General features: G+C 43.8%; 28 protein-coding genes. 10 read left to right on the forward strand and 18 right to left on the reverse strand.

Translation table 11 applies throughout. The features are described 5' to 3' along the window. Window positions 1-8 precede the first annotated feature (8 nt). On the forward strand, window positions 9-566 hold the full coding sequence (gene coaC / locus ECA1_RS00250) for a phosphopantothenoylcysteine decarboxylase (RefSeq protein ID WP_005228528.1): 558 nt from the start codon (window positions 9-11) through the stop codon (window positions 564-566). 2 nt (window positions 567-568) lie between these two features. Continuing rightward, window positions 569-1,213 carry an ECF transporter S component gene (locus tag ECA1_RS00255; RefSeq protein ID WP_060791400.1) on the forward strand — a complete coding sequence of 215 codons (645 nt, stop codon included), beginning with the start codon at window positions 569-571 and terminating at the stop codon, window positions 1,211-1,213. Between the two features lie 66 nt (window positions 1,214-1,279). On the opposite strand, the gene ECA1_RS00260 is transcribed toward ECA1_RS00255, so the two are convergent. From ECA1_RS00260 to ECA1_RS00275, 4 genes are all read right to left on the reverse strand, one after another. Beyond that, on the reverse strand, window positions 1,280-2,500 hold the full coding sequence (locus ECA1_RS00260; RefSeq protein WP_060791401.1) for a hypothetical protein: 1,221 nt from the start codon (window positions 2,498-2,500) through the stop codon (window positions 1,280-1,282). A 117-nt stretch (window positions 2,501-2,617) separates the two neighbouring features. Further along, a complete protein-coding gene (murB, locus tag ECA1_RS00265; RefSeq protein WP_370447898.1) occupies window positions 2,618-3,502 on the reverse strand; it encodes a UDP-N-acetylmuramate dehydrogenase in 885 nt (294 codons plus the stop codon). 138 nt (window positions 3,503-3,640) lie between these two features. After that, a complete protein-coding gene (locus ECA1_RS00270; protein ID WP_060791403.1) occupies window positions 3,641-3,991 on the reverse strand; it encodes a type II toxin-antitoxin system PemK/MazF family toxin in 351 nt (116 codons plus the stop codon). Continuing rightward, the gene (locus ECA1_RS00275; protein ID WP_005234145.1) at window positions 3,985-4,260 is read right to left on the reverse strand and encodes an AbrB/MazE/SpoVT family DNA-binding domain-containing protein; all 276 of its coding nucleotides are present in this window, start codon (window positions 4,258-4,260) and stop codon (window positions 3,985-3,987) included. The genes ECA1_RS00270 and ECA1_RS00275 overlap by 7 nt, the downstream gene beginning before the upstream one ends. A gap of 214 nt (window positions 4,261-4,474) precedes the next feature. Here ECA1_RS00275 and ECA1_RS00280 point away from each other — a divergent pair, with 214 nt between their 5' ends. Next, a complete protein-coding gene (locus ECA1_RS00280) occupies window positions 4,475-5,227 on the forward strand; it encodes an exodeoxyribonuclease III (protein ID WP_060791404.1) in 753 nt (250 codons plus the stop codon). Between the two features lie 84 nt (window positions 5,228-5,311). Next, complete coding sequence (locus ECA1_RS00285) at window positions 5,312-5,845, forward strand: 3'-5' exonuclease (protein WP_010749886.1); 534 nt, start codon at window positions 5,312-5,314, stop codon at window positions 5,843-5,845. A 75-nt stretch (window positions 5,846-5,920) separates the two neighbouring features. Here the strand turns inward: ECA1_RS00285 and ECA1_RS00290 are convergent, their stop codons facing one another. The 5 genes from ECA1_RS00290 to ECA1_RS00310 form a co-directional block, all read right to left on the reverse strand. Next, entirely contained in the window at window positions 5,921-6,436 is a 516-nt protein-coding gene (locus tag ECA1_RS00290; RefSeq protein WP_060791405.1) for a GNAT family N-acetyltransferase, read from the reverse strand. 16 nt (window positions 6,437-6,452) lie between these two features. Next, complete coding sequence (locus tag ECA1_RS00295; protein WP_010749888.1) at window positions 6,453-6,977, reverse strand: GNAT family N-acetyltransferase; 525 nt, start codon at window positions 6,975-6,977, stop codon at window positions 6,453-6,455. Then, window positions 6,970-7,443: a tRNA (adenosine(37)-N6)-threonylcarbamoyltransferase complex ATPase subunit type 1 TsaE gene (tsaE, locus tag ECA1_RS00300; RefSeq protein ID WP_060791406.1), complete on the reverse strand. Its 474-nt coding sequence runs from the start codon at window positions 7,441-7,443 to the stop codon at window positions 6,970-6,972. The genes ECA1_RS00295 and tsaE overlap by 8 nt, the downstream gene beginning before the upstream one ends. A gap of 215 nt (window positions 7,444-7,658) precedes the next feature. Continuing rightward, complete coding sequence (gene pta / locus ECA1_RS00305) at window positions 7,659-8,642, reverse strand: phosphate acetyltransferase (RefSeq protein WP_005228517.1); 984 nt, start codon at window positions 8,640-8,642, stop codon at window positions 7,659-7,661. A 141-nt stretch (window positions 8,643-8,783) separates the two neighbouring features. Then, window positions 8,784-9,473 carry a uracil-DNA glycosylase gene (locus ECA1_RS00310; protein ID WP_060791407.1) on the reverse strand — a complete coding sequence of 230 codons (690 nt, stop codon included), beginning with the start codon at window positions 9,471-9,473 and terminating at the stop codon, window positions 8,784-8,786. Window positions 9,474-9,605: 132 nt separating this feature from the next. Between ECA1_RS00310 and ECA1_RS00315 the strand changes: the two genes are divergently transcribed. Next, complete coding sequence (locus tag ECA1_RS00315) at window positions 9,606-10,475, forward strand: Cof-type HAD-IIB family hydrolase (RefSeq protein ID WP_010749892.1); 870 nt, start codon at window positions 9,606-9,608, stop codon at window positions 10,473-10,475. A gap of 39 nt (window positions 10,476-10,514) precedes the next feature. Next, the gene (locus tag ECA1_RS00320; RefSeq protein ID WP_005228514.1) at window positions 10,515-11,036 is read left to right on the forward strand and encodes an LURP-one-related/scramblase family protein; all 522 of its coding nucleotides are present in this window, start codon (window positions 10,515-10,517) and stop codon (window positions 11,034-11,036) included. Window positions 11,037-11,040: 4 nt separating this feature from the next. On the opposite strand, the gene ECA1_RS00325 is transcribed toward ECA1_RS00320, so the two are convergent. Together ECA1_RS00325 and gloA2 are read right to left on the reverse strand one after the other, a co-directional pair. Continuing rightward, window positions 11,041-11,607, reverse strand: coding sequence for a GNAT family N-acetyltransferase (locus ECA1_RS00325; protein ID WP_005228513.1), 567 nt, complete (start codon window positions 11,605-11,607; stop codon window positions 11,041-11,043). Window positions 11,608-11,700: 93 nt separating this feature from the next. Continuing rightward, window positions 11,701-12,078 (reverse strand): SMU1112c/YaeR family gloxylase I-like metalloprotein, encoded by a 378-nt coding sequence (gloA2, locus tag ECA1_RS00330; protein WP_005228512.1) that lies wholly within the window; start codon window positions 12,076-12,078, stop codon window positions 11,701-11,703. 136 nt (window positions 12,079-12,214) lie between these two features. Here gloA2 and nrdI point away from each other — a divergent pair, with 136 nt between their 5' ends. Both nrdI and ECA1_RS00340 read left to right on the forward strand, forming a co-directional pair. Next, window positions 12,215-12,664: a class Ib ribonucleoside-diphosphate reductase assembly flavoprotein NrdI gene (gene nrdI / locus ECA1_RS00335; protein WP_060791576.1), complete on the forward strand. Its 450-nt coding sequence runs from the start codon at window positions 12,215-12,217 to the stop codon at window positions 12,662-12,664. A 41-nt stretch (window positions 12,665-12,705) separates the two neighbouring features. Then, the gene (locus tag ECA1_RS00340) at window positions 12,706-14,355 is read left to right on the forward strand and encodes a MutS-related protein (RefSeq protein WP_060791408.1); all 1,650 of its coding nucleotides are present in this window, start codon (window positions 12,706-12,708) and stop codon (window positions 14,353-14,355) included. Window positions 14,356-14,422: 67 nt separating this feature from the next. Here the strand turns inward: ECA1_RS00340 and ECA1_RS00345 are convergent, their stop codons facing one another. The 5 genes from ECA1_RS00345 to ECA1_RS00365 all read right to left on the reverse strand — a co-directional run bounded on the left by ECA1_RS00345 (window position 14,423) and on the right by ECA1_RS00365 (window position 20,260). Next, window positions 14,423-16,243 carry an LTA synthase family protein gene (locus ECA1_RS00345; protein WP_081091699.1) on the reverse strand — a complete coding sequence of 607 codons (1,821 nt, stop codon included), beginning with the start codon at window positions 16,241-16,243 and terminating at the stop codon, window positions 14,423-14,425. Window positions 16,244-16,435: 192 nt separating this feature from the next. Further along, window positions 16,436-17,260, reverse strand: a complete 825-nt coding sequence (nadE, locus tag ECA1_RS00350; protein ID WP_060791409.1) for an NAD(+) synthase — start codon at window positions 17,258-17,260, stop codon at window positions 16,436-16,438. 62 nt (window positions 17,261-17,322) lie between these two features. After that, a complete protein-coding gene (locus tag ECA1_RS00355) occupies window positions 17,323-18,789 on the reverse strand; it encodes a nicotinate phosphoribosyltransferase (protein ID WP_005228507.1) in 1,467 nt (488 codons plus the stop codon). A 249-nt stretch (window positions 18,790-19,038) separates the two neighbouring features. After that, window positions 19,039-19,392, reverse strand: coding sequence for a DUF1827 family protein (locus ECA1_RS00360; RefSeq protein ID WP_010749898.1), 354 nt, complete (start codon window positions 19,390-19,392; stop codon window positions 19,039-19,041). After that, window positions 19,379-20,260, reverse strand: a complete 882-nt coding sequence (locus tag ECA1_RS00365; RefSeq protein ID WP_060791410.1) for an HAD-IIB family hydrolase — start codon at window positions 20,258-20,260, stop codon at window positions 19,379-19,381. The genes ECA1_RS00360 and ECA1_RS00365 overlap by 14 nt, the downstream gene beginning before the upstream one ends. Before the next feature lie 114 nt (window positions 20,261-20,374). On the opposite strand from ECA1_RS00365, the gene ECA1_RS00370 reads away from it, so the two are divergent. After that, complete coding sequence (locus ECA1_RS00370) at window positions 20,375-21,148, forward strand: MerR family transcriptional regulator (protein WP_060791411.1); 774 nt, start codon at window positions 20,375-20,377, stop codon at window positions 21,146-21,148. Window positions 21,149-21,209: 61 nt separating this feature from the next. Here the strand turns inward: ECA1_RS00370 and ECA1_RS00375 are convergent, their stop codons facing one another. Then, window positions 21,210-22,127 carry a LacI family DNA-binding transcriptional regulator gene (locus ECA1_RS00375; RefSeq protein WP_010749901.1) on the reverse strand — a complete coding sequence of 306 codons (918 nt, stop codon included), beginning with the start codon at window positions 22,125-22,127 and terminating at the stop codon, window positions 21,210-21,212. A gap of 13 nt (window positions 22,128-22,140) precedes the next feature. Further along, the gene (locus tag ECA1_RS00380; protein ID WP_005228502.1) at window positions 22,141-22,404 is read right to left on the reverse strand and encodes a hypothetical protein; all 264 of its coding nucleotides are present in this window, start codon (window positions 22,402-22,404) and stop codon (window positions 22,141-22,143) included. A 193-nt stretch (window positions 22,405-22,597) separates the two neighbouring features. Between ECA1_RS00380 and ECA1_RS00385 the strand changes: the two genes are divergently transcribed. Continuing rightward, window positions 22,598-22,846, forward strand: coding sequence for a helix-turn-helix domain-containing protein (locus ECA1_RS00385; protein WP_005234115.1), 249 nt, complete (start codon window positions 22,598-22,600; stop codon window positions 22,844-22,846). Window positions 22,847-22,909 lie beyond the last annotated feature (63 nt).

A 22,909-nucleotide genomic window follows, 5' to 3' on the forward strand; every position in this document is an offset into this window, starting at 1 on the left:
AAAGAAACATGAAACAAAAACACGTTCTGCTTGGCGTCAGCGGCAGTATCTCTGCATACAAAGCAGCCGACCTAACCAATGAATTAACCAAAAAGGGCTATGCAGTGGATGTCTTAATGACTCAAAACAGCACACAATTTATTACGCCTTTGACGTTACAGTCATTATCCAAACGCCCGATCCATGTAGATGTTATGCAAGAACGTCAACCAGATCGCATCAATCATATTGAACTAGCCAAACAAGCCGATCTTTTCTTGCTCGCCCCAGCCAGTGCCAACAGTATTGGCAAGCTGGCGCATGGGATAGCCGATGATTTGATCTCAACAGTTGCCTTAGCGTTGCCGTTATCCGTGCCCCGCTTGATTGCGCCAGCCATGAATACCGTCATGTACGAAAACCCGATTGTTCAAAGAAATTTGGGGATTTTGAAAGAAGTCGGCTTCCAAGAGATTGAACCCCGTGAAGCGTTACTGGCTTGCGGTGATTTCGGCAGAGGCGCATTAGCAGCAACAGAAACGATTCTCGAAAAAGCATTGACTGCTTTGGAAGTACGGAGTGTCTAACAATGAAAAAAATATCAACTTTTGAACTTGTCTTAACAGCTTTCTTTTTAGGAATCTTGATTCTTTTAGCATCGGTTCCCTTTCTTGGGTTTATTCCCTTAGGACCAATCAATGCGACAACGATGCATATTCCTGTGATCATCGCTTCTATTGTATTGGGACCTCGGATCGGCGGCTTTTTAGGCGGCGCCTTTGGGATCATCAGTATGGTGCGTTCGACCTGGATCATCACCCCGCTTTCTTTTGTCTTCTCCCCTTTCGTACCGATTTATGGGAGTGATCAAGGAAGCTGGAAAGCGATCCTCGTAGCGTTGATTCCTCGTATTTTGATTGGTGTCGTTCCTTACTTTGTGTACAAAGGCTGTCAAAAAATCTGGAAAAACAAACAGCAAAGTCTTTCGCTACTGATTGCTGGTGTTGCTGGAGGCTTGACGAATACGATCCTGGTAATGAACTTGATCTACTTCTTGTTCCAGCAAGAATATGCGGAGATTGTGGGGAAAGCTGGCAATGCTGTCTATGCAGCGATTTTGGGTGTAATCTTCGCCCAAGGTGTACCTGAAGCCATTGTAGCGGGAATCGCCACGATGGCAGTTGGAACCGTCCTTTTGCGCTTAGTCATGAACCGCAAAAAAAATCGTATCTAAAAAAATAGCGACCGCCCAAAGTTAGCTTTTTGGCTAACTTAGGCGGTCGCTTCCCTTTGGAGTGTCTTATAAACTTTGTGTCACTTGGAGTGCTTCGACAAGCTCTTGATACTGCTCTTGGGTTAAATACTCTTCATAAAATGTCAGATAATCATCGATATCTGCTTGGGTCAAATAAGGCAGCTCTTGTTTGATTTGCAGCAGCAGTTCTTCAAACTCCTCATCCGTCAGCATATAAGAAGACCAATCATCGGCTTCATCATAGCTATCCCAGTACTCATCATCATAATCATTCTCATACCCATCATCATAGCTGTCATCCCAGCCATAATCATAGGGAGAAAACAATTCTTCTGGGTCAATCAATTCTTCCGCTGTGGGGATCGCAACGGCAGTATCACTTTTCTTCCCTGTAAAAGTCACCGTGGCTCCGATAGTGGTTTGCAGCTCATCCGCTTGCACGAAGTGAAAAGCCATTTTCTGCTGATTTGTTTTCGTATTGATGGTCATGGTTAAGTCAAACTGCTCGACTTCTTCCAACATCGTTTCTAATTCGGCGACTTGCTTTTGATCGGCGCCGTGTTCTTGGGCATAGGTTGCATAATCTGCCAATTCTTCTTTGGTAAACGTATGGCTGATCGTATCTCCATCTCTTTTGAAAGCATCCGGTTCGAAGGTTTTCAAATAGTCAGCAAACGTCTCATTATGAAAAAGACTGTTCATGGTAAAGAGGTTTTCAGGCTCTTTTTCTGCTTCGGTTGTCCCCTCACCGTCCTCTGCAAAAGTTCCTTCGCCAAAGTAAGAATCTAAGGTTTCTTGATCGATGCGCAGGTATTTGCCTTCATATTCCGCAGCGTCTGGTTTTGGCCCATAACTGTCACTACCAAATGCGCTGATATACCCTTGCAGTGTTTCATAGATTTCAGCTGACACATACGCTTCTTGTTTTTCTGGATCGACGATCAGCTTGATCGGCAGCTCCTGCCCCCCAAAAGCGACTGCCAGATTGAGTAAAATCGCTTTGGTTTCTTTGTCCTGGACGAAGTCCCCTTTAAATGACGAACCGACTAACTGTGACATCAACATGGAGGCATACCTATCGGCTTCTTGACCGTATTCGCTGCTGCTGCCCATCTCAAAGGTATCGATCGTCGCTTGGAATTCACCAGCATTCGCTGCTTGCTGATTCGTCAACTGTTCGGCAAACTGTTCTTGCGGTAATTTCGTACAACCACCGAAAAGAAAGGCGAACCCAACAAACAAAATGACGCGTCCCCACTTTTTCATCCTGCTCACTCCTTTTCGTTTATTGTACCGAAGACTGAGAAAGCTTACAAACCTAAGCTCTTTTTTATCAGCTCTCATAAAAAAAAGACTGCCCCTCGGGACAATCTTCTCGCTAATCTATTCTTCGCCGATGATTCGGACTTCTGTTTCTAAGGTGACATCAAAGGTTTCTTTGATGACTTGTTGGATATGAGCGATCAGTTCGACGTAATCCGTTGCAGTGGCTTGATCGACATTCACGATAAAGCCCGCATGTTTTTCCGAAATTTGGGCTCCGCCCCATTTCAATCCTTGTAAGCCTGCATCTTGGATCAGCTTGCCGGTAAAATGACCGACTGGACGTTTAAAGACACTCCCACAAGAGGGGTATTCTAGCGGTTGCTTCAATTGCCGCAATTCTGTCAGTTCATCCATCCGCTTTTTAATTTGCTCTTGATCGCCTTTTGCTAAATCAAAGCGACTGCTCAAAATGATCATCTTTTGCTCTTGCAACTTGCTATGACGATAAGCAAATTCCATTTCTTCCTTGGTATATGTCACGATTTGACCATTAGCCAGCAAAACGTCGCAGGACGCAAAGACATCTTGGATCTCGCCATCATAAGCGCCTGCATTCATAAAGACGGCACCGCCGACACTGCCGGGAATCCCGCAGGCAAATTCAAAACCAGTCAAGGATTCATGCAAAGCGACATAGGTGGTATCGATCAACTTTGCTCCAGCATCGACGATCAAAGAAGTGCCGTCTACCACGATTTGGTTCATTTCCGACAGCATGATCACCACGCCGCGAATACCACCATCACGGACGATCAAGTTGCTGGCGTTTCCTAAGACGATCCAAGGAATCGCTTGTTCTCGGCAATAATCAAGCAGCTGTTTAGCCTCTTCTGCTGTTTTGGGAAAAGCCAAAATGTCTGCCGGTCCACCAGTTTTTGTATACGTATAGTTCAATAAGGGTTCATCTTTTAATAAGGCAATTTCAGGGAATTGCGCAATCATCAAGTCTTTATTCACGAGAAGGTTTCCTTTCACAATAAACATCTCACTTATTTTAGCATGTTCAAGGAAAAGTTGCTACCTCTGGTGAATCAAAGAAAAGCTTAATAATCGAATGACCTGATTAATAAAGAGTAAACTTCAAAAAAAGTGTTTTGTTATTTCAGATAATCGTTCTTTCATCTCCGTAGTGACTTTATCGACTACTTCTAAGTTGCTGCGATGCAAGAGGTCCACACTGCGAATATGCTGACAAAGAATCGTCCCTTGAACTTTACTCTTTTGTGTTTCGGTAACTGTTTGAAACGCATTCGATCGAGCGAATTTTTCTTCTACATATTTTTTTGAGCTACTGAGTGGCATCACTAAGACGGTATTGAAACTCTTGTTATAATAATCATTACTAACCACCACACACAGTCTTTTTTTTGCCATTTCATTTCCTTTGGTGGGATTTAAGTCAATAAAAAGAATATCTCCTTGTCTTACCATTCAATATTCTCCTCACCTAAATCTTCTCCAAAAAACATCTCACCTGTATCAAATTTCCCCGTTTCTTCTACGATCGCTAATTCTTGTTTCCAAAAATCTTCAAAGGAAGGTGCTGCTTTTTCGCCTGTTACCTTGATCTCGCCTTCTGGAGTAAATTCAAAAATTACCCGCTGATTCTCTTTTAAGCCTAACTTTTGCCGCACACTTTTTGGAATAGTTATTTGATTTTTCGAAGTCATTTTCGCTGAAACTTGCGCTTTGATCGTCATGTGAACTGCCCCCTTTTCAAAACGATTGTAACATAAAATGTAAGGAAAAGTAAGGATTTATTAATCCTTTTTCGTACCACAAACGAATTTTCTCTAGCATCCAAATTTAATCCTCATTCTTCCTCCTTATTTTCCTCATTCCGCTCACTTGCTTTGCGCTTCTGGCTTTTTTAGGTAAAATGGGAGGCGTAGTGGAAAATAAGGAGGAGTCTCAATGAAATTTATTTCTTGGAATGTGAATGGTTTACGGGCCATCGTTAAAAAAAATTTTTCTGAAGTGTTTGAAGCCCTCGATGCTGATTTCTTTTGTTTACAAGAAACAAAGCTGCAAGAAGGTCAGATTGAATTGGATTTACCAGGCTATCATCAATACTGGAATTATGCGGAGAAGAAAGGCTATTCCGGCACGGCGATTTTCGCAAAAGAACCTGCGCTATCCGTCCGTTATGGATTAGGAATCGAAGAACATGATACGGAAGGTCGCGTCATCACACTAGAGTATCCTGAATTTTTCTTGATTACTTGCTACACACCGAATTCTCAAAATGAATTGCGCCGCTTAGATTATCGCATGACTTGGGAAGATGCCTTTTTGGCTTACTTGACTGAATTGAAACAACAAAAGCCAGTGATTCTCTGTGGTGATTTGAATGTTGCCCATAAGAATATCGATATCAAAAACTGGAAAACCAATCAAAAAAATGCTGGGTTTACACCTGAAGAACGGGAAAAGTTTTCGACTCTTTTGGCTGCTGGCTTTACCGATACGTTCCGTTATTTCTATCCAGATGCAGAAGGCATTTATTCTTGGTGGAGCTACCGTTTCAACGCTCGCAAAAACAATGCCGGCTGGCGCATCGATTACTTTGTCGTTTCGGATGACTTAAATGAGCGCTTGCTAGATGCCAAGATCCATACAGATATCATCGGCAGTGACCATTGCCCGGTGGAACTGGATCTCAAATAACCGTAAGAAAACTTCAGTTTTTCTTAACGTTTGTTCGCTTTTCATTCTTTGATTTTGTGCTAGAATGGCAATGAGGTGAGTCTGATGAATTTTATCGCAATGGACTTTGAAACAGCAAATTATCAAAAGCATAGTGCCTGTTCCCTTGCACTAGTCATGGTACAAGATAGCAAAATCGTGGGCGAATATTACACATTGATCCAACCGGAAACGGAATTTTTTTGGAAAAACATTCAAATTCATGGCATTCGTCCAGAAGATGTGCAAGAAGCGCCTAAGTTTCCTGACGTATGGAAACAAATCCAACAATATTATCAATTGAACAGTTTGATCGTTGCGCATAACGCTGGTTTTGATACTGGGGTTTTGGCGGGATGTCTTGATTATTATGGGTTGTCACAACCAAATTATCTTTCCTTATGTACGGTGCGAACGAGCCGCAAACTGTATCCAGAGTTTACAAATCATAAATTAAACACGGTTTGTGAGCAATTACAGATTCCTTTACTAAACCACCATGATGCACTAGAAGATAGTCGGGCATGTGCCCAAATCTTATTGCGTCAAGAAGAAGAATTTGGTATCGATCCATTAAAAAAATTGGTTTTAGTCAAATAAATAAGAACGTGCGTCCTAAAGTCAGCATTGCGCTAGCCTTTGGGACGCACGTTTTCATTTAAGAAAGGATTCATTTTAGGTCAGATCGATCCAATAATGACAGATTATAGCGCCATCTTCAGGATCAATGACTTTTTCAGTTAGTTTACCACCGTTGTTTTCAATGACTTTGGCGGAGGCGCGATTGGCTTCTTCACAGGTTACTAACACGTTGTTCAAGCCAAGTTGTTTGGCCTTTACCAATGACTGTGCCAACATTGCCGAGCCGATGCCTTGCTTTCGATGGTCTGGGTGCACTGAATACCCAATGTGTCCGCCAATTTGGCGCAAATACGCATTAAGTGTCAGACGCAGATTCAAGAGACCGACCACTTTTTGATCTTGGATAGCCAGATAGGTACGGGCGGGAACGAATCCTTCTGGTACCGTTTCTGCTGTTTTAAAATCCACCAATCCCTCTAGCCAGTCTTTGGCTGTGGGACTTTCTACAAGTCCTGCCCCACCGTGGATGACTTCTTGATTCTTCTCGAACGCTTGCCGATACGCTTCGATTTGATCGCAGTCTGCGATCGTCGGTTCCCGAAACTCCATTTCCTTCACTCCTTTTTTATGATTCAAAAAGACGTGCCATCATCAAGACGTCAACTTTTTGCCCCTCGCGGGTTTGCACCGCTTCTTTCATACAGCCTTCTGTTAGAAAACCAAATTTTTGATACAGATGGATCGCCCGTAGATTTCTCGCTTGGACGGTCAACTCGATGCGGGTCAATTCGCCAACTTCTACTACCCAGTCCAGTAATTCTTCAATCAGGAGCGAACCTAAGCCCAAGCCCCAATAGTCTTTTAAAATCGAGATACCGATCTCCCCGACATGGGCTAATTGCCACTCTTCATGGCCTTTGACTGATGCCATGGCGATCAATTGTTCTTGATCAAATGCCAACAACAGCAAATAGTCGTCCCGTTCATAGATAGCGTCCAGCTGTTCTGCCAATAAGGCTTCTGGCAACGCCAAGCCGCTTTCGTCCATCAAGAGAAAATCCGTTTCTTCTCCTAGCTGCTGACTGACTGCTAACACAGCTTTGGCATCAGCACCCGTGGCTTCTTTGATCTGTAATTGGATCTCACTCATGGACTGCCTGCCATTTTGTTGTGATCCGTTGCAAAAAGGCGGTTGCTTTGGTGCCATATGCATGACATTTCACAAGACGTTTCTGTTCATCTGTATCATCTTTTTCCAAAATCAGTTCTAAATAATCCTCTGGCAGGGAGGTTTCTAAGAGATTGCCCCATTCGATCACACACAAGCCATCCCCTTCGAAATAATCATCCAGTCCTAAATCATCTGCACCATATTCCACCCGATAGACATCCATATGATACAGCGGTAGCCGCCCATTGGTATATTCACGAATGATCGTATAGGTCGGACTTTTGATCAGTTGCTCGATCCCTAGCCCCAAGGCGATGCCTTTCGTCAATGTTGTTTTGCCAGCACCTAAATCGCCCGTCAACACCAGATTATCACCTGGCTCGGCTGCCTCTCCAATGATTTTTGCAAATGCTGCGGTTGCTTCTAAGTCGTTAATGGTAAACATAGTCCCCATCCTTTGATCAATCTAATTTACTAGTTGCTAGTATAGCTTGTTTTTCAAGGAATTGTAAAGAAGGAGCTTTGGGAAAATTCCCCGACGATCACTGGATCGTTGCTTTTTGCCGACGCCCCCTGCTTTGCTGCCCTCAACTTTCCAAGAGCAAAACAAAAAACTGACCCTCAAGGGATCAGTTTTTCATCAGTGTAGCGATTGGCTGCTTATTTTTCCATTAGTGTTTGTGCCGCAGTAATGATTGATAATTTGTAGACATCTTCTTCATTTGAACCACGAGACAAATCAGAGATTGGTTTGTTCAATCCTTGTAAGATTGGTCCAATCGCTTCAAAGTTACCGAAACGTTGGGCGATCTTGTAACCAATGTTTCCTGATTGTAAATCTGGGAAAACAAAGACGGTTGCTTTACCTGCTACTTCAGATTCAGGAGCTTTCAATTGCGCAACTGCTGAGATATACGCAGCATCGAATTGCAATTCTCCATCGATTTGGTATTCTGGTGCCAATTCTTTGGCGATTTTTGTTGCTTCAACGACTTTATCTACTTCTGGTGCTTTCGCAGACCCTTTCGTTGAGAAGCTTAACATAGCAACTTTTGGATCGATTTCAAATAATTCAGCGGTTTTCGCTGAGTCAACAGCGATTTCTGCCAATTCTTGTGCAGTTGGGTTTACATTGATGGCACAGTCTGAGAACAAGTATTTTTCTTGGTCACGACCACGAACCATTAAGAAAGCACCACTTGTACGGCTCACACCTGGTTTTGTTTTGATGATTTGTAAAGCGGGTCTTACTGTATCACCCGTAGAATGGATCGCTCCTGAAACCATTCCTTCAGTAATGCCCATGTAAGTCAACATTGTACCGAAATAGTTGACATCTTTTAAGATTTCTTCTGCTTGCTCTTTCGTTGCTTTGCCGTTGCGGCGTTCTACAAAAGCTTCAACCATTTCATCCCAACGATCATAATTTTCAGGATCTAAAATTTCAAAGTTTGATACGTTGATTCCGCGAGCTTCCGCTGCTTTTTCGATTTCAACCGGGTTACCGATCAAAACAGGTTCAATTAATTCTTCTGAACGTAAACGGCTAGCAGCACCTAGGATACGAGGATCTGTTGCTTCAGGAAAAACGATTTTGATATGACGACGCACGATTTTAAATTTTAAACTTTCGAATAATTCCACGGGTAAAGACCTCCAGTTTTTTTATACCCTTCCATTGTACAATAATTGCGAAAAAAAGAACAGATAAAAATCCTGTATTAGTCGATTATTTTAAATATCGTTACCTTTTTCACAAGTTTACTCATTCTAAATAACACAGTTTTACAACTGTGTTATTTTTTCTGGCAACGCCCAGGAAATCGGTTCTTCCCCTAACGCCAGCAATGCTTGATTGATCTTAGAAAAAGGCTTCGAACCAAAGAATCCTCGATGCGCTGATAACGGACTTGGATGAGGCGCTGTTATAATAATATGTTTGCTAGTATCTAGCAAAGCGGCTTTCTTTTGGGCGGGTTTGCCCCAAAGCACAAAAATGACCGGTTCTTCTCGTTGATTCAATTTTTCGATGATCGTATCAGTCAGCTGCTCCCAGCCATGCCCGTGATGTGAATAGGCTTGCCCTTCACGTACTGTCAACACGGTATTCAACAATAAGACCCCTTGTTGCGCCCAAGGTACGAGATAACCGTGGGACACAGGTGGAATCCCTAAGTCATCAGCTAATTCTTTGTAAATATTCCGCAACGAAGGCGGTATTTTGACCCCCGGCTGTACGGAAAACGACAGTCCGTGGGCTTGGTGAGGGCCATGATAAGGATCTTGACCTAAGATGACAACTTTTACGTCATGGTATGGTGTCAGTTTAAGTGCTTCATAAATATGATCCATCGCTGGATGGATCTTTTGCTGGGCATATTCTTGTTTCAAGAAAGCCCGTAGTTGTTGGTAATAGGGTTGCTCAAATGATTCTTGCAATTGCTCTTGCCAATCATTGTCCAATAGTCGTTTCATGGCGAATCTCCTTTGTTTTCTTCTAGGATAACAAATCCCTCCCCTTAGAAACAAGAATTACTCTTCGAAAGAAAAAAAATGCGCGATTTATGGTACACTATTTGTAGAAACGATTAAGAAAGGACGCTGACAATGATCAAATTAATTGCTTCTGATATGGATGGTACGCTTTTAAATGCTAGTATGCAGATTTCAGAAGAAAATATCCAAGCAATCAAATATGCCCAATCCAAAGGAATCGAATTTATGGTCGCAACTGGCCGTAACCGCAAAGAGGCTTTGCCGCCGCTGCAAGAAGCCGGGATCGACTGTGCAATGATCACCTTGAATGGTGCCCAAGTCTACGACGAAGCGGGCAATTCATTATTTACTGTGCCGATCAGCCATGAACAAACTCGTTCGTTGATCGACCTACTCAAAGAAAACGACATCTATTTTGAGATCTCAACGAGCAATGGGATCTATTCGGAAAGTCAGACACGTCGGATCGAAAATTTTGCGATCCATACGGCAGAAGCTATGCCCCATTTAACCCATAAGATGGCGATCGCTATGACAGCTGCCCGTTTAGAATTTTTACCGATCAATTATGTCGATGATTTCAGTGAGTTGTTTTCGATCGAAGAATTAGAATTTTTGAAAGTGATCTGCTTCCATCAAGATGGTGCGCGGGTATTGGGTCCTATCACGAAAATCATCGATGGGTACGGCGATTTAGTGGTGACTTCTTCTGGACAAAACAATATTGAGATCAACCACCGAAACGCGCAAAAAGGAATCGCAGTGGCGCATGTCGCTAAAGATCGGATGATCTCACTGGAGGAAGTGATGACGATCGGTGACAACTTAAATGACGTAAGTATGCTGCAACTGGCAGGCGTTAGTTTTGCAATGGGAAATGGCGAGTTAGAGGTAAAAGAAGCCGCGAAGTATTTGACGGACACCAATATTGAGTCTGGTGTCGGCAAAGCGATTGTTCGGGCAATTGATGAAAATCTTTAAATCACGCAGCTTTTTGGGGATACATGAGGAGGCGTAAGTATGTCAGAATTTTTCATCCAAGACAGACAACTTAGCAGAGTCACACGCACCATTGTCAAAGATGAAACAGGCAAATCACTGTTTTTAATGGTGGGCCGTTGGGGAACTAAGGGTGATGCTCTTTCCCTTTACCGCTTGAATGGGCAAATGGTTGCTAGTATCAAACAAATCAGTTTTACTTTTGGTACGCGCTTTGAGATCTACAAAGACTTTGAGAAAGTCGGTACACTGCAGAAAATCTTTAACTGGCCGGGTGATTTCTACTATATCCAGCAGCTTCACTGGGCGGTCCACGGCGATATCTACAATCATCGCTATGGGATCCATCATTTCAATAAAAAGATCATGGAAATGGATAAGGCGACCTTATTGACGGGGGATTATTATGTACTGGATGTCGTTGATGATCGGGATGCACCAGTCTGCATCTGTATCGCTGCCGTCATGGATTACTGGCTGTACAATCGGCACCGCAAGAAAGACCATCCTCTTGAGCTACGACTAACAAATGGAACCAGCTGAAAAATCAGCTGGTTCTTTTTTGCATATGGTCGTATAGGTGGCCACTGATCTCTCTTTGGGCCACGACTTCAAAGCCATGCTTTTCATAGAGCCGCTTCGCATGGGGATTTGCTCGATCAACACTCAAGCCGATCACCTCATAGCCATCTCTAGAAGCAATTTTCGGCAACGCTTCTAATAAGGCTGAGCCGACACCTTTACCGCGAAATTTCTCAGCCACACAGATGGTATCTAAGTACCATTCATTTGGTAAGGTTTCTTCATCGATAAACAGCTTCATGTCTTTACTCAAACCGTACTGTTCCAGCACTTTATCTAGAGGCTGATCGATCGTCGCCTCTTCTTTGTCTGGGTATCCAAAGGCGACCCCAGCAACCTCCCCGTCAATCTCATTGACCAACGCACGGCGAAAGCCGTAACGATAGTCGGGTTCTAACATGGCATCTGCCAAGATCTCTAAGGTCTTTGCTTCACCGATCTCTTTGACAAAGGGCAATTCCATATCCTTTAAAATGACTAAAACAAGTTCAGCCATGACAAAGCGATCTTCTTTTTTTGCAAATCTTATCACGTTTTCTCCTCCTTGCTTCTATACATAGAATAACAATTCTTTCAAGAAAAACCAAGTTGAATCGACAAAGGATCCACACAAAGTTTTCCTTATTTATTCATGCAATTCCAACGGCAAGCCGTCTGGATCTTGGAAAAAGGTCATTTTCTTATTCGTAAAGGTATCGAAACGAATCGGTTCACACGCAATTCCTTTGGCGGCTAACTTTGCCACGACTGCTTCAATATTTTCTACCGCAAATGCCAAATGCCGTAAGCCAGCTGCTTCGGGAAAGCTTGGTCTTGCTGGTGGGTTTTCCACCACAAACAGTTCTATTTCTGATTCCCCAAAGCGCAGGTCGATTTTTACATCTTTCTTTTCTGGGCGCGCATGTTCACGAATCACTTCAAAGCCTAATTTCTCTACATAAAATTCTTTGGTCTGCTGATAATCACTGGCGATGATCGCCACATGATGCATTTTTGAAAACATTATTGCCACTCCTTTGTATTGGACTCCTCTCTCAGTTTAAAGCCTTTGGCTGCATTTTACTAGAAAAGACTGCCGAAGTTCTCCTCTTTTCATAAATGGTTTCTGTTATACTAGAAAGCGGAAGGTGATGAAAAAAATGAAACTACTTTATATTTCAATCTCTGGAAATACCCGTGCATTCGTCAACCGCTTGTTGGCCTATGCGGATCAGCAAGACACTCCGAGTACTTGGGAAGCCAAAGAAATTCATGACAATAGTGTCTTTGAACAAGAAGACGAACCTTATGTGGTTTTTGTCCCTACCTATTTAGAAGGTGGAAATGGCGTCGATAACGGCGATCAGGAGATTCTCACAGAAACCATGCGGGAATACATTGACTATGAAAACAACGCAGCTCTTTGCTTAGGCGTGATCGGCAGTGGCAACAAAAACTTCAATTATCAATATTGCTTGACCGCAAAGCAATATGCGGAGCAATTTTCGATCCCGTTCTTAGCGGATTTCGAGCTGCGAGGCACGACCCAAGATATTGAACGGATCTATGCTTGTTTGAAAGAAAGCGATCCTGCCCACAGCAACACTTAACTTTAGCCAGCATTCATTAGCCATTAGGAGGACTTTTGCATATGGAACCACAAACGATGGTCATTTTAATCATACTCGCCAGCATTCTCATCTTGACCGCATTAGATATCTGGAATCGATACAAAGTACGCCGTTACGTTCGGCTTGCTTGGGGAAAGCTTCCCCGTCAGCCCCGCTTTGATAAAGAAGCGAGTTTGAAAAAGGCTTGGCTGACTGAGAAGAAGTTTCACGATTTTGATAGCGAGGTCGATGACATCACTTGGTATGACTTGGATGGCTTTTCGTTGTTTGAGTCCATTAATCTGACGTTTTCCAGTGTTGGTTCAGAAGCATTGTACCAGCAATTACGCAATTTTCGCTTCAAGACGGACAAACAGCTGACCAAATTGATCGACTTTTTTGCTGCTGACAGTGCCGCACGCGAACAATCCCAATATACGTTTGCTCGTTTAGGAAAACAAGATGATAATTTTTCGAAAGCCTACTTGGCCAATGAAGCTGCGCAATCGATCGGCTCTCTGCCGTTCTTTGTCTTTTTAGGTATGCTGCCGTTAGTCGGCATCTTGCTGCTCCTGCTGGGGTTTGTCCAAGGCATCCTGTTGACGTTGGTTAGTGTCGTTTTCAATACGATCTATTACTCCATCAAAAAAGCCAAGCTGGAAACAGAACTGAACAGCATGCGCTATTTGGTTCAAACGATTGCCTGTGGCAGTCAGATCGCTAAAATCAACACGCCCCTCCGAGATGAGATCAAACAATCCTTGGCACCATTAAAAAAGATCACTCGTTTCGCCTTTTCGTTTCGTGCCAAAAACGGCAGCGAAGGAGACATGTTGTTTGAATACATCAATATCATTTTTATGCTGCCGTTTATTTCCTATCAAACGGTCACTACTACCCTGGCAAAGCACCAACAAGCAGCCATCGATCTGTGGAATTTGCTGGGAAAATTGGAAGTCGCAGCCGCCATTTTAAATTTTCGCACGTATATGCCCATCACTTGCCTACCGACCTTCCAAACAAGCGGAGGTGTACAAGCAACGGGTACGTATCACCCGCTTCTAAGTGAAGCAGTCATGAATGATGTTGCTTGGACCCACAATACCCTCGTGACTGGCTCCAATGCCTCGGGCAAATCGACGTATGTCAAAAGCATCGCCATCAATTGCATTTTGGCACAAACGATCCAGACAGCAGTTGCCGAAGCCTTTACGATGGTTCCCGGTCATGTCATTACCTCGATGGCTGTCGAAGATGACTTGTTTGAAGGCGACAGCTATTTCGTCGCGGAAATCAAATCCATCAAACGCCTGCTAGACACCGTTGCCACGAACCAGCGCTGCTATTGTTTTGTTGATGAGATTTTAAAAGGAACCAATACGGTGGAACGGATCGCTGCTTCTGCCAGCATCATCCATTGGCTGCGAGCCTACCCATCATTGGCATTTGTCGCCACTCATGATATTGAGCTGACTGAAATTTTGAAAAATGATTGCCGCAACATTCATTTTTCTGAACAAGTCACAGAAGATGACGGCATCTCCTTTGATTACAAGGTCAAATCCGGTCCTGCCTTGAGCCGCAACGCGATCGCCCTCTTAAAAGTCATGGGCTACCCTGAAACGATCGTTCAAGACGCCTATGCCGCCGCCAATGATTTTGATCAAAACCGTAAATGGCAGGATTTATAACTTCATACAAACAAAAGCGCCTTATCCTGTGACTAACACTGGGATAAGGCGCTATTTTACGTTTCATTTAGTCAAACAAACCAGTCGCTAAACTGTATTGCTCTCCTTGTAACACATCGTATTGGATCAAATTGTAGGCATCATAGATTTCTTGGGCTTCTTGATCCAACGCAAGGGTCGTCTGCCATTGCCCGCCTTGATAGTATTGACCCATTTCAAAAGCTGGCAGCTCATCTTGCAAGGCCAATAACAACTGGTAAAACCCGCTCGTTGGTTGGTCACTGGCTTCTAATAGGTTCGGCGCAAAGTAAAAGGGACTTGTTACTGGTACATCTTCTGGGGCAAAATTTCCTTGCGAATCGACCATCAAAAACTCCGTTTCATGCAGGGCAGCCGTTTCATTTTGCTCCTTGATCTCATCGGCATAAATGCCTGGTAAATGATCCCCCCAAAAGACAACCAGCGTTCGCCGATCCAGCTGCTCTAATTCAGCTACAAAGTTTTTCAATGCTGTACTGCTGTAGGAGATATCCTGCAGGTAGTTTTCCAAAGAAGCCATATTGCCCGGACCGCTTGCTTGGTAATTCAAGGTATCGTATTTACCAGCATACGGCATATGGGTCTGCATCGTTACTAAATGGACAAATTGCGGTTGCTGATCGTTTTCCAACAATGCCAGCACTTCTTTGTAGGCCGCCTCATCAGAAATATAAGGATTATTTTCGATTTTGTCGGTATAGGTCATCGTCTCTTGATCGATAAACTGTTCAAACCCCATCACGCCATAGACATCCTTGCGTTTGTACATCGATGTATCGTAAGGATGGATCGCCGTTGCCGTATACCCGGACTGTTCCAAGAAAGAAACCAAGGATGGCAGTTGCGTCAATTTCGGCACCAGCATCGTGTAAGGCGTTGTCATCTGTGGATTCAATAGGCCCATGGCAAAACCAGTCAACGCTTCAAACTCGATGTTTGCCGTACCGCCCCCATAATTTTGCGAAAGCATTTTTCCACTGATGGTTTGATCGGCGACGTGGTAATAGTCTTTCAACGGATCGCCGGTGATCGACAAGCCATTTAAATGGTTCGGGTCGGAAAAGCTCTCGCTCATTACATAGACGATATTTGGTGCTTCACTTTCACGGTCTTGATTTATCTCCGCAGCCTGTGCATTGTAGGTGTCCGCAATCGCTTGGATCGCTTCTTTTGAATACCCCTCAGGCTTCGTCATGGCATCTACCCGCAGGTTGTACAAAAACCCACCAATAAATCCCGTATTGTAGTAGTTCATTTTTTGTGAATACGGAATCCAGAGCGCCGTCTGATTGTAGGCTTTGCGTAAAAGGTTGTTGCTGTCATTGAAGTGAGAAACATAGACTAAGCCCAGCGAGCATACGACCAGCACCGCTCCTCGCATCACTTGCAAACGCAGGTTTAATTTGCGGCTGCGATAGATACTCCAGCCGATCGCCCCGATCGCCGCCAGAGCGAAGAGGATGGCTAAGAAAAAGGCGCCATTGCCGATCATGGTTCGTAGAAGGTCGAATTGAGTGACCATCTTTAAATCATCGGGATAGATTGGTTCTTGGCGATAGACCATCTTTGTGTGGTTGGCATACCCTAAGATTCCGATGACGACACTATAAAAGACGCCTCCGATCAGTACCGAACCTGCCAAGCTGGCAAACACCCCATACACCAGCAGTAGCACCCCACAAGCCAAGAAAAACTTTGCTGTATGCCACGAAAAGGCAAATTTCAGAGCTAATTCAACGGAAAGATTGTTTTGACACCATTGCAAATATAAATTACTGAAAATGATCAACAGGACGATGGCGATGCCTTTTAATGCGATCTTCAGATAAGGGTGGATATTTATTTTCACGAAGGAACATTCCTCCTTTTCTACACGTTCTAGGTACCCTCGTATTTTATGCTTTCGAGGCAAGAAAGTAAAGCCGAGGTAAGAAGCTTTTGTTATTTTTAAAGAAAGCAAGTCTCATAAAAAAAGAGTCTAAGGTTTCTTGCCCCCTAGACTCTTCTTTCTATCCGAATGGAACTCAATCACTGGTTTCGTTTATTTCCAAAAATCATCAAAAATCGTGACGGGCAAGTGGCGTTTGTGTCGCGTTTTGTTCCACCAGTTTTCAATGGTTTGTTGGGCTTCAGCCGAAATTTCCTTGCCTTCTAAATAGTCATCGATGTCGTTGTAGGTCACTCCTAAAGCTGCTTCATCTGCCACTAAAGGTTTGCCATCTTCCAAGTCCGCAGTTGGGACTTTTGTATACAACGCTTCTGGCGCGCCTAAGTATTGCAAGAGTTGACGTCCTTGGCGTTTATTCAAACGAAACAGTGGTAAGATATCGGCACCGCCATCGCCGTATTTCGTAAAGAAGCCGGTGATATTTTCAGCAGCGTGATCTGTTCCCAGAACAGCCCCTGCTTTTTCACCTGCAATGGCATATTGCGTGATCATCCGTTGACGGGCTTTGATATTGCCTTTGTTAAAGTCGGAAACCGCTAACCCTGCTTCTTCCACCGCTTGTACTTGCGCATCGACGGCGGCTTTGATGTTTACCCGCAGCTCAATGTCTGGTTGGATAAACGCTAGTGCTTTTTTGGCATCTTCTTCGTCTGCTTGTTCCCCATAAGGTAAGCGTACCCCTATGAACTGATAGTTGGGATTCCCGGTTTCGCTGCGCATTTCCTCCATCGTCAATTGCGCAAGCCGTCCAGCTAACGTCGAATCTTGTCCACCACTGATCCCCAAGACAAACGTATGCAAGAACGGATTCTTTTGCAGATACGCCTTTAAAAAATCAATACTCTTACGAACTTCTTCTTTCGGGTCGATGGTCGGTAAGACTCCTAATTCTTTGATAATTTCTTGTTGCATGGTCATAGAAACGCCTCCTCTTATTTTTTGAAGCAGCTGACTGATCCTAGGACCAGCGCAGTTGCGGATTACAAAATCGCGCCATTGGTTTGTTTACGTACTTTTTCAATCGTGCGCATTTTATGATCCCAGCATTCTTGCGAAAGATCGACTGGGTATTTCTGTGGATTCAAGTCACGTTTGTACTCGTCCCAAAGGGAATCCAAGCAATTCGTCGCATAGGCTTTGATGTGTTCTAAGTCAGGCACTTGATACACTTGCTGGCCATCCACAAAGATGTCTTGCAATAATGGTCGCGCATCAAAGTTCGTCACTGTTTTGTTGATAAAGGTATGAACAGGATGGAACATGAACAGTTCGTCTTCTGCTTGTGGATTTTCTTCCCATAGCGTGACATAATCGCCTTCTGACTTGCCGTCAGATTTACGGGTGATCCGCCAAACTTGTTTTTTCCCAGGAGTCGAAACCTTTTCAGCATTGCTGGATAATTTTATGGTGTCGATCATTTCTCCCTGCTCATTTTCGATGGCCACCAGTTTATAAACCGCGCCTAATGCCGGTTGATCGTAAGCGGTGATCAGCTTGGTGCCGACACCCCACACATCGATTTTCGCCTTTTGCATTTTCAAGCTTAGAATCGTATTTTCGTCTAGATCATTGGAAGCATAGACTTTGGCTTCCGTGAATCCCGCTTCATCCAGCTGTTCACGGACTTTTTTCGAGATATACGCCATATCGCCGCTGTCGATCCGCACACCTAAGAAATTGATCTTATCCCCCATCTCTTTGGCCACACGAATCGCATTTGGCACACCTAAGCGCAATGTATCATAGGTATCGACTAAGAATACGCAATCTTTGTGGGTTTGGGCATATGCCATAAATGCATCATAGTCATTGCCGTAGGATTGCACGAGGGAATGGGCGTGGGTTCCGCTGGCTGGGATGCCAAAAATCTTCCCTGCCCGCACATTACTCGTCGCATCTGCTCCGCCAATATAAGCCGCTCGGGTCCCCCAAATGGCTGCATCCAATTCTTGTGCCCGTCGTGAACCAAATTCCAACAAGGGATCCGTGCCGATCACGGATTTGATGCGGGCCGCTTTCGTGGCGATCAGTGTTTGGAAATTGACCATATTCAGTAACGCCGTTTCGATCAACTGTGCTTGTGCCAACGGCCCTTCTACTTGAATGATCGGTTCATTGTTGAAGACTAAATCGCCTTCTAACGCAGAACGAACGGTACAAGCAAACTTGAACTCCTTTAGATACTCTAAAAAGGCTTCTGGATAGCCGCCGATTTCTCGCAAGTAGGCAATATCCGTTTCTGAAAAGGATAAATCGTTCAAATAGTCGATCAATCGTTCCAGACCGGCAAAGATCGCATAGCCGTTTTCAAAAGGCATGTCACGGAAATAGCATTCAAACACCGCATTACGATCGGCTCTGCCTAACTCCCAATAGGTTTGCATCATGTTGATTTGGTAGAGATCGGTGTGCAGCGTCAAGCTGTCATCTTTAAATAATTTCTGCATGTTCTTACTCCCTCTAGCTTACTTCTTCTCATTATAGCAAAAAAAACACAAAAGACAGAAAATCTTGTTTTTTTCAAAAAAAAGTTGGGTTTTTGCTAGTACAAGGCAATCCATCTGAGAACAAATTGCTCAAAAGCATGGGTCAGCCTCCTACTTATTGGCGCATCATTCCTGCGCGCGTATAAGGTCGCCCCTTTGTTCAACGTTTGATTGCTCTTGCAACGTGCATGTCCCAACTTCTTTCAACTACTATTCTTTCACAGGCAATTGAACAAGAATGACATCTTTCCTCGGTTTAGAAAAGGTGATGCCTCTTGCTTCCATTTCTTTACGAATATTAACATTGACGGTCACGTCTTTGCGATCGACCTTCAGCAAACGATGAATCGCTGTGTCGACTTCTTCCCGACTGATTTTCTTTTTATTGTTGATCAATACTAAAGAAATCGTATCAAAACTATCCACATAGAGAATCTGCGTCCGATCAAGCGAGTACAATTTATAGTATTTGATCGCTATTTTGTCGAATAGATACTTGGAGATGTTCGGGTAAAAAGTTTCCATATTTAGATTTTGGTTTACTGGGGTTTCAATCAACTTCATGCACAACATCCTCTCTCGAAACTAATTCTGTTAAAATAAAGCGGCCAACACCGCCGTCTTCCGCGCGCTCAATGGTTCGATCACAAACTGCTTTGATCGCTGGGCTGGCATTTGCTACAGCCAAAGAAACATCCACCGCTTCAAACATCGCAAGGTCATTTTCACCATCACCGATCCCGTAGCTTTTGGCAGCGGGAAAAGCTTCTAAAAAGGAACGGATCGCGGCACCTTTGGTCGCCAATGGATCAACGATCTCCAGTGTTTGGACAAAGGATTGAAAAATCGCAGCCGTTTCTGATTGGATCATCGCCCGCAGCCGTTCTCTTTTTTCGTCTGACGCTTCCATCAGTTCGATTTTGATGACCTTTATCTCTGGATGTTCCTTCATAAACTGCAGCACGTCGTCTTTATGAAGACATTCGTTGTAAAAGAACTCATATTTGTAGTCAGCGATGATTTGTCCTCGCTCCCCTAACTCCGCGAGTAACTGCTTGCGGCTTTCTTGAAACTGCGCTTCATACAAATACGCTTGTGGGGAAATGATGCCATGGTCAGTATGTAAGAAATAAAAAACCTCTTCTGTTTCTAAGATACCAATCACTTGCGCCAATGTCTTATAGGGCAAGGTATGCGTCAAAACAGGCGCTTCTCCTTTTACCATCAGACCAGCGCCGTTTCCAAAAATCACATCGCAGGAAAGGCCTTCTTCCGCCATCATATCTTGAACAAGCTCAAATCCTCGCCCTGTGACAAACACAAAGTGATCCCCTTGGGCTTGCAAACAACGGATGGCTTCTTTATTGATCTCATGAATCGGGTGCCCCATTTCTTGGAACGTCCCATCAATATCAGAAAAAACTATTTGCATCTTATCTTCCTTTCTTTGTTATAATTATAGCACATTTTAAAAAACGCAAAAAAATTTTCTTGACTTTGTCGTTACGTCAACCTTTAGGATACAGGTGTAAGGAGGGAAAAGCCGATGGAATATACGATCAGTGCCTTAGCTAAACTGTCAGGAGTCAGCAGCCGTACCCTGCGGTATTATGATCAGATCAAGTTGTTACAACCGCAACGCACCAACTCAGCTGGTTACCGTATCTACGAGAGACAGGAAGTCGATCGCCTACAGCAGATTTTATATTTTAAGTCTTTTGGGCTGTCATTAGAAACAATCCGCGGAATCTTGGATGAGCCACAAGAATCGATCCAAATGGTCTTGTTGCAACATTACCAACAGCTTTTACAAGAGCGAGCAGCCCTGGACAGTCTTTTGACCACCTTGGCGCAAACAATTGATTATTATGAAGGAGAAAAGACGATGACCGATCAAGAGAAATTCCGTTATTTTAAGGAACAAAAAATTCGTGAAAACGAAGCGAACTACGGTGCCGAATTACGAGAAGCCTACGGTGAGGAAATCATCGAACAAAGCAACCAAAAGTGGCAGCAGATGACCCAAGTCGATTATCAAGCACTGACCGACAACGAAAACCGCTTATTGCAGCTGTTAAAAGAGCTATTGACTGAAAAGGAAGGGAAACGAATCCCTTCTGACAAAGCCCAAATGGCTTTTGCTGCGCATCAAGCATGGCTTAAACAAGCAGCGCCCTTTTACTCAGCAGAATATCACCGATCTTTAGGGGAAATGTACGTTCAAGACGAGCGTTTTACCGCCTATTACGATCAAAAAGCAGGCGTCGGCAGCGCGCAGCTGTTGAAACAGATCATTGACCATTACACCAAATCCCATTAAAAAAACGATGCGCAAGCACTGCCCGCTCAGGGGCACTGTTTGCGCATCGTTTCGTCTGTAGCTATCGTTTGATGAACTCATAGGGCATGCGATAGTTGCCGCTTTTTTCCATTACCGCCAATTGGACGGCGGTCTCCCCGCAAGCTTGCAAGTGATGATCGATCGTTGAAAGCTGCAGCAGCTCGCTGATGTATAGATTGTCCCGTCCAATCACGAGCCATTCTCCCGGCGCCTGCGACTGGATCCCAGCAGCAACATGATCCCCATTGGTGAAAATCGCTTCGACCCCTTTATCTGCAAAATAAGCAGCCGCTTCTTTGCCATCTTCTTCCGTCAAACAATCCCAAAAAATCAAGTCTTCGGAAAAGGTCGAAAAATAGTCATGAGCCAAACGGACCGTGATTTTTGAATTGCTGCTGAGCTTGCGGCTACGTCCCAATGTCACGCCGATTTTCTGGATGCCTTGTTCCTTAAAATACGTGAAGACCTCCTTGATCGATTCCTCTCGATCGATATAAGTGCAGCCGTCAGTCAAATACGAGATATTTTCACAAAAGACGATGCGTCCGTATGAACGATAAGGCAATAAGGTTTCGATCGGATTCGCCCGCGAGGTAATGATCAAAGCATCAAAGCTTTTCGCCGCAAATTCTTGCAAATATGCTTCCTCTACTTGCGGATCATAGTTCGTGGCTAAAAGAGTCACCTTATAGCCACGAGCAAACGCTGCTGTCGTGATGCCGCTCAATAATCGATCAAAATAGGGATGATTGACAAACGGCAGGATCACGCCGATGTTTTTGGTTTTGCCGACACTTAATGCCCGCGCCGTGTAATTCGGAATATAGTTGACCTCTTCCATGACAGCCAGGATCTTACGACGCTTTTCTTCACTGACATAAGGATTGTTATTAATGACTCGTGAAACCGTTGAGACCGAATAGCCGGTCAAGCGTGCAATATCCCGAATGTTTGCCATGACTCACTGCTCCTTAAACGAATAATTGTTCTTTCATATAGTCTATCACACTTAACCCACATGTATAAAATTCATAGTAATCGTTGTGATGGATAAATCCGATACGCTGAGACCCGAAGTGTTCATCACACGTCAAGTGACTGATCTCATCCACAGGAATTTCTACTAACCGTTCTTGAAAGAACCCTTTTGGCTTCGTCAATACCAGTTGTTGTCCATCAAATGCCAACGTCACATAACAACATTCCGCACCATTTTTCTTCATGTATGTATTCATGTTTCCATCCCGCCTTCCTTTTTATAAATCAAGCATACTGTATGAAACGCGTTTCAGAGCAAGTCATTTGTTTCACTTTTTGACAAAAACCGATCGCCCTTCATGTGAATCACTTCGCATATTTTGCTTTTGTTGGTACAATAAAAAGAGAACAGTGCGAAAAAAAGCGCTATTTTTTAAGGAGGACCGCAAAGTGACATTAGAAGAAGCTTTTTTATTAGACACCTTGCGTTGCCGCTTCAAATTTTTAAGAGAAGAACGCGGATTGAGCCCAAAAGAAGTATGCCAGCATCTCGATGTGTCTTACCCCGATTACACCTTATACGAAGCAGGCGATCGCTTACCCGATGTATTGACGCTGCTACACGCAGCTTCCCTCTATAATGTTTCTGTCGATTACTTATTAGGACAGACAGAACGACCAGAACGGTATTTATGCTAACAATCGACTTTATCGAAAAAACGATCAAATGGTCGTTTTTTCTTTTGCCTCTTTCCCACTTTT

The organism is Enterococcus casseliflavus NBRC 100478, assembly GCF_001544095.1.
In the GTDB taxonomy this organism is placed as follows: domain Bacteria; phylum Bacillota; class Bacilli; order Lactobacillales; family Enterococcaceae; genus Enterococcus_D; species Enterococcus_D casseliflavus.

Excerpts from the sequence above, each read along its gene's own strand:
- ECA1_RS00290 (WP_060791405.1), bottom strand. The coding sequence starts at position 6,436 with ATGGAGTTTCGGGAACCGACGATCGCAGACTGCGATCAAATCGAAGCG.
- coaC (WP_005228528.1), top strand. The coding sequence starts at position 9 with ATGAAACAAAAACACGTTCTGCTTGGCGTCAGCGGCAGTATCTCTGCA.
- ECA1_RS00340 (WP_060791408.1), top strand. The coding sequence starts at position 12,706 with ATGGAACCACAAACGATGGTCATTTTAATCATACTCGCCAGCATTCTC.
- ECA1_RS00280 (WP_060791404.1), top strand. The coding sequence starts at position 4,475 with ATGAAATTTATTTCTTGGAATGTGAATGGTTTACGGGCCATCGTTAAA.
- ECA1_RS00270 (WP_060791403.1), bottom strand. The coding sequence starts at position 3,991 with ATGGTAAGACAAGGAGATATTCTTTTTATTGACTTAAATCCCACCAAA.
- ECA1_RS00275 (WP_005234145.1), bottom strand. The coding sequence starts at position 4,260 with ATGACGATCAAAGCGCAAGTTTCAGCGAAAATGACTTCGAAAAATCAA.
- ECA1_RS00255 (WP_060791400.1), top strand. The coding sequence starts at position 569 with ATGAAAAAAATATCAACTTTTGAACTTGTCTTAACAGCTTTCTTTTTA.
- ECA1_RS00315 (WP_010749892.1), top strand. The coding sequence starts at position 9,606 with ATGATCAAATTAATTGCTTCTGATATGGATGGTACGCTTTTAAATGCT.
- ECA1_RS00310 (WP_060791407.1), bottom strand. The coding sequence starts at position 9,473 with ATGAAACGACTATTGGACAATGATTGGCAAGAGCAATTGCAAGAATCA.
- ECA1_RS00370 (WP_060791411.1), top strand. The coding sequence starts at position 20,375 with ATGGAATATACGATCAGTGCCTTAGCTAAACTGTCAGGAGTCAGCAGC.
- ECA1_RS00285 (WP_010749886.1), top strand. The coding sequence starts at position 5,312 with ATGAATTTTATCGCAATGGACTTTGAAACAGCAAATTATCAAAAGCAT.
- ECA1_RS00375 (WP_010749901.1), bottom strand. The coding sequence starts at position 22,127 with ATGGCAAACATTCGGGATATTGCACGCTTGACCGGCTATTCGGTCTCA.
- tsaE (WP_060791406.1), bottom strand. The coding sequence starts at position 7,443 with ATGTTTACCATTAACGACTTAGAAGCAACCGCAGCATTTGCAAAAATC.
- nrdI (WP_060791576.1), top strand. The coding sequence starts at position 12,215 with ATGAAACTACTTTATATTTCAATCTCTGGAAATACCCGTGCATTCGTC.
- ECA1_RS00360 (WP_010749898.1), bottom strand. The coding sequence starts at position 19,392 with ATGAAGTTGATTGAAACCCCAGTAAACCAAAATCTAAATATGGAAACT.
- ECA1_RS00355 (WP_005228507.1), bottom strand. The coding sequence starts at position 18,789 with ATGCAGAAATTATTTAAAGATGACAGCTTGACGCTGCACACCGATCTC.
- gloA2 (WP_005228512.1), bottom strand. The coding sequence starts at position 12,078 with ATGTTTTCAAAAATGCATCATGTGGCGATCATCGCCAGTGATTATCAG.
- ECA1_RS00295 (WP_010749888.1), bottom strand. The coding sequence starts at position 6,977 with ATGAGTGAGATCCAATTACAGATCAAAGAAGCCACGGGTGCTGATGCC.
- ECA1_RS00380 (WP_005228502.1), bottom strand. The coding sequence starts at position 22,404 with ATGAATACATACATGAAGAAAAATGGTGCGGAATGTTGTTATGTGACG.
- ECA1_RS00365 (WP_060791410.1), bottom strand. The coding sequence starts at position 20,260 with ATGCAAATAGTTTTTTCTGATATTGATGGGACGTTCCAAGAAATGGGG.
- ECA1_RS00320 (WP_005228514.1), top strand. The coding sequence starts at position 10,515 with ATGTCAGAATTTTTCATCCAAGACAGACAACTTAGCAGAGTCACACGC.
- nadE (WP_060791409.1), bottom strand. The coding sequence starts at position 17,260 with ATGACCATGCAACAAGAAATTATCAAAGAATTAGGAGTCTTACCGACC.
- murB (WP_370447898.1), bottom strand. The coding sequence starts at position 3,502 with ATGATTGCGCAATTCCCTGAAATTGCCTTATTAAAAGATGAACCCTTA.
- ECA1_RS00260 (WP_060791401.1), bottom strand. The coding sequence starts at position 2,500 with ATGAAAAAGTGGGGACGCGTCATTTTGTTTGTTGGGTTCGCCTTTCTT.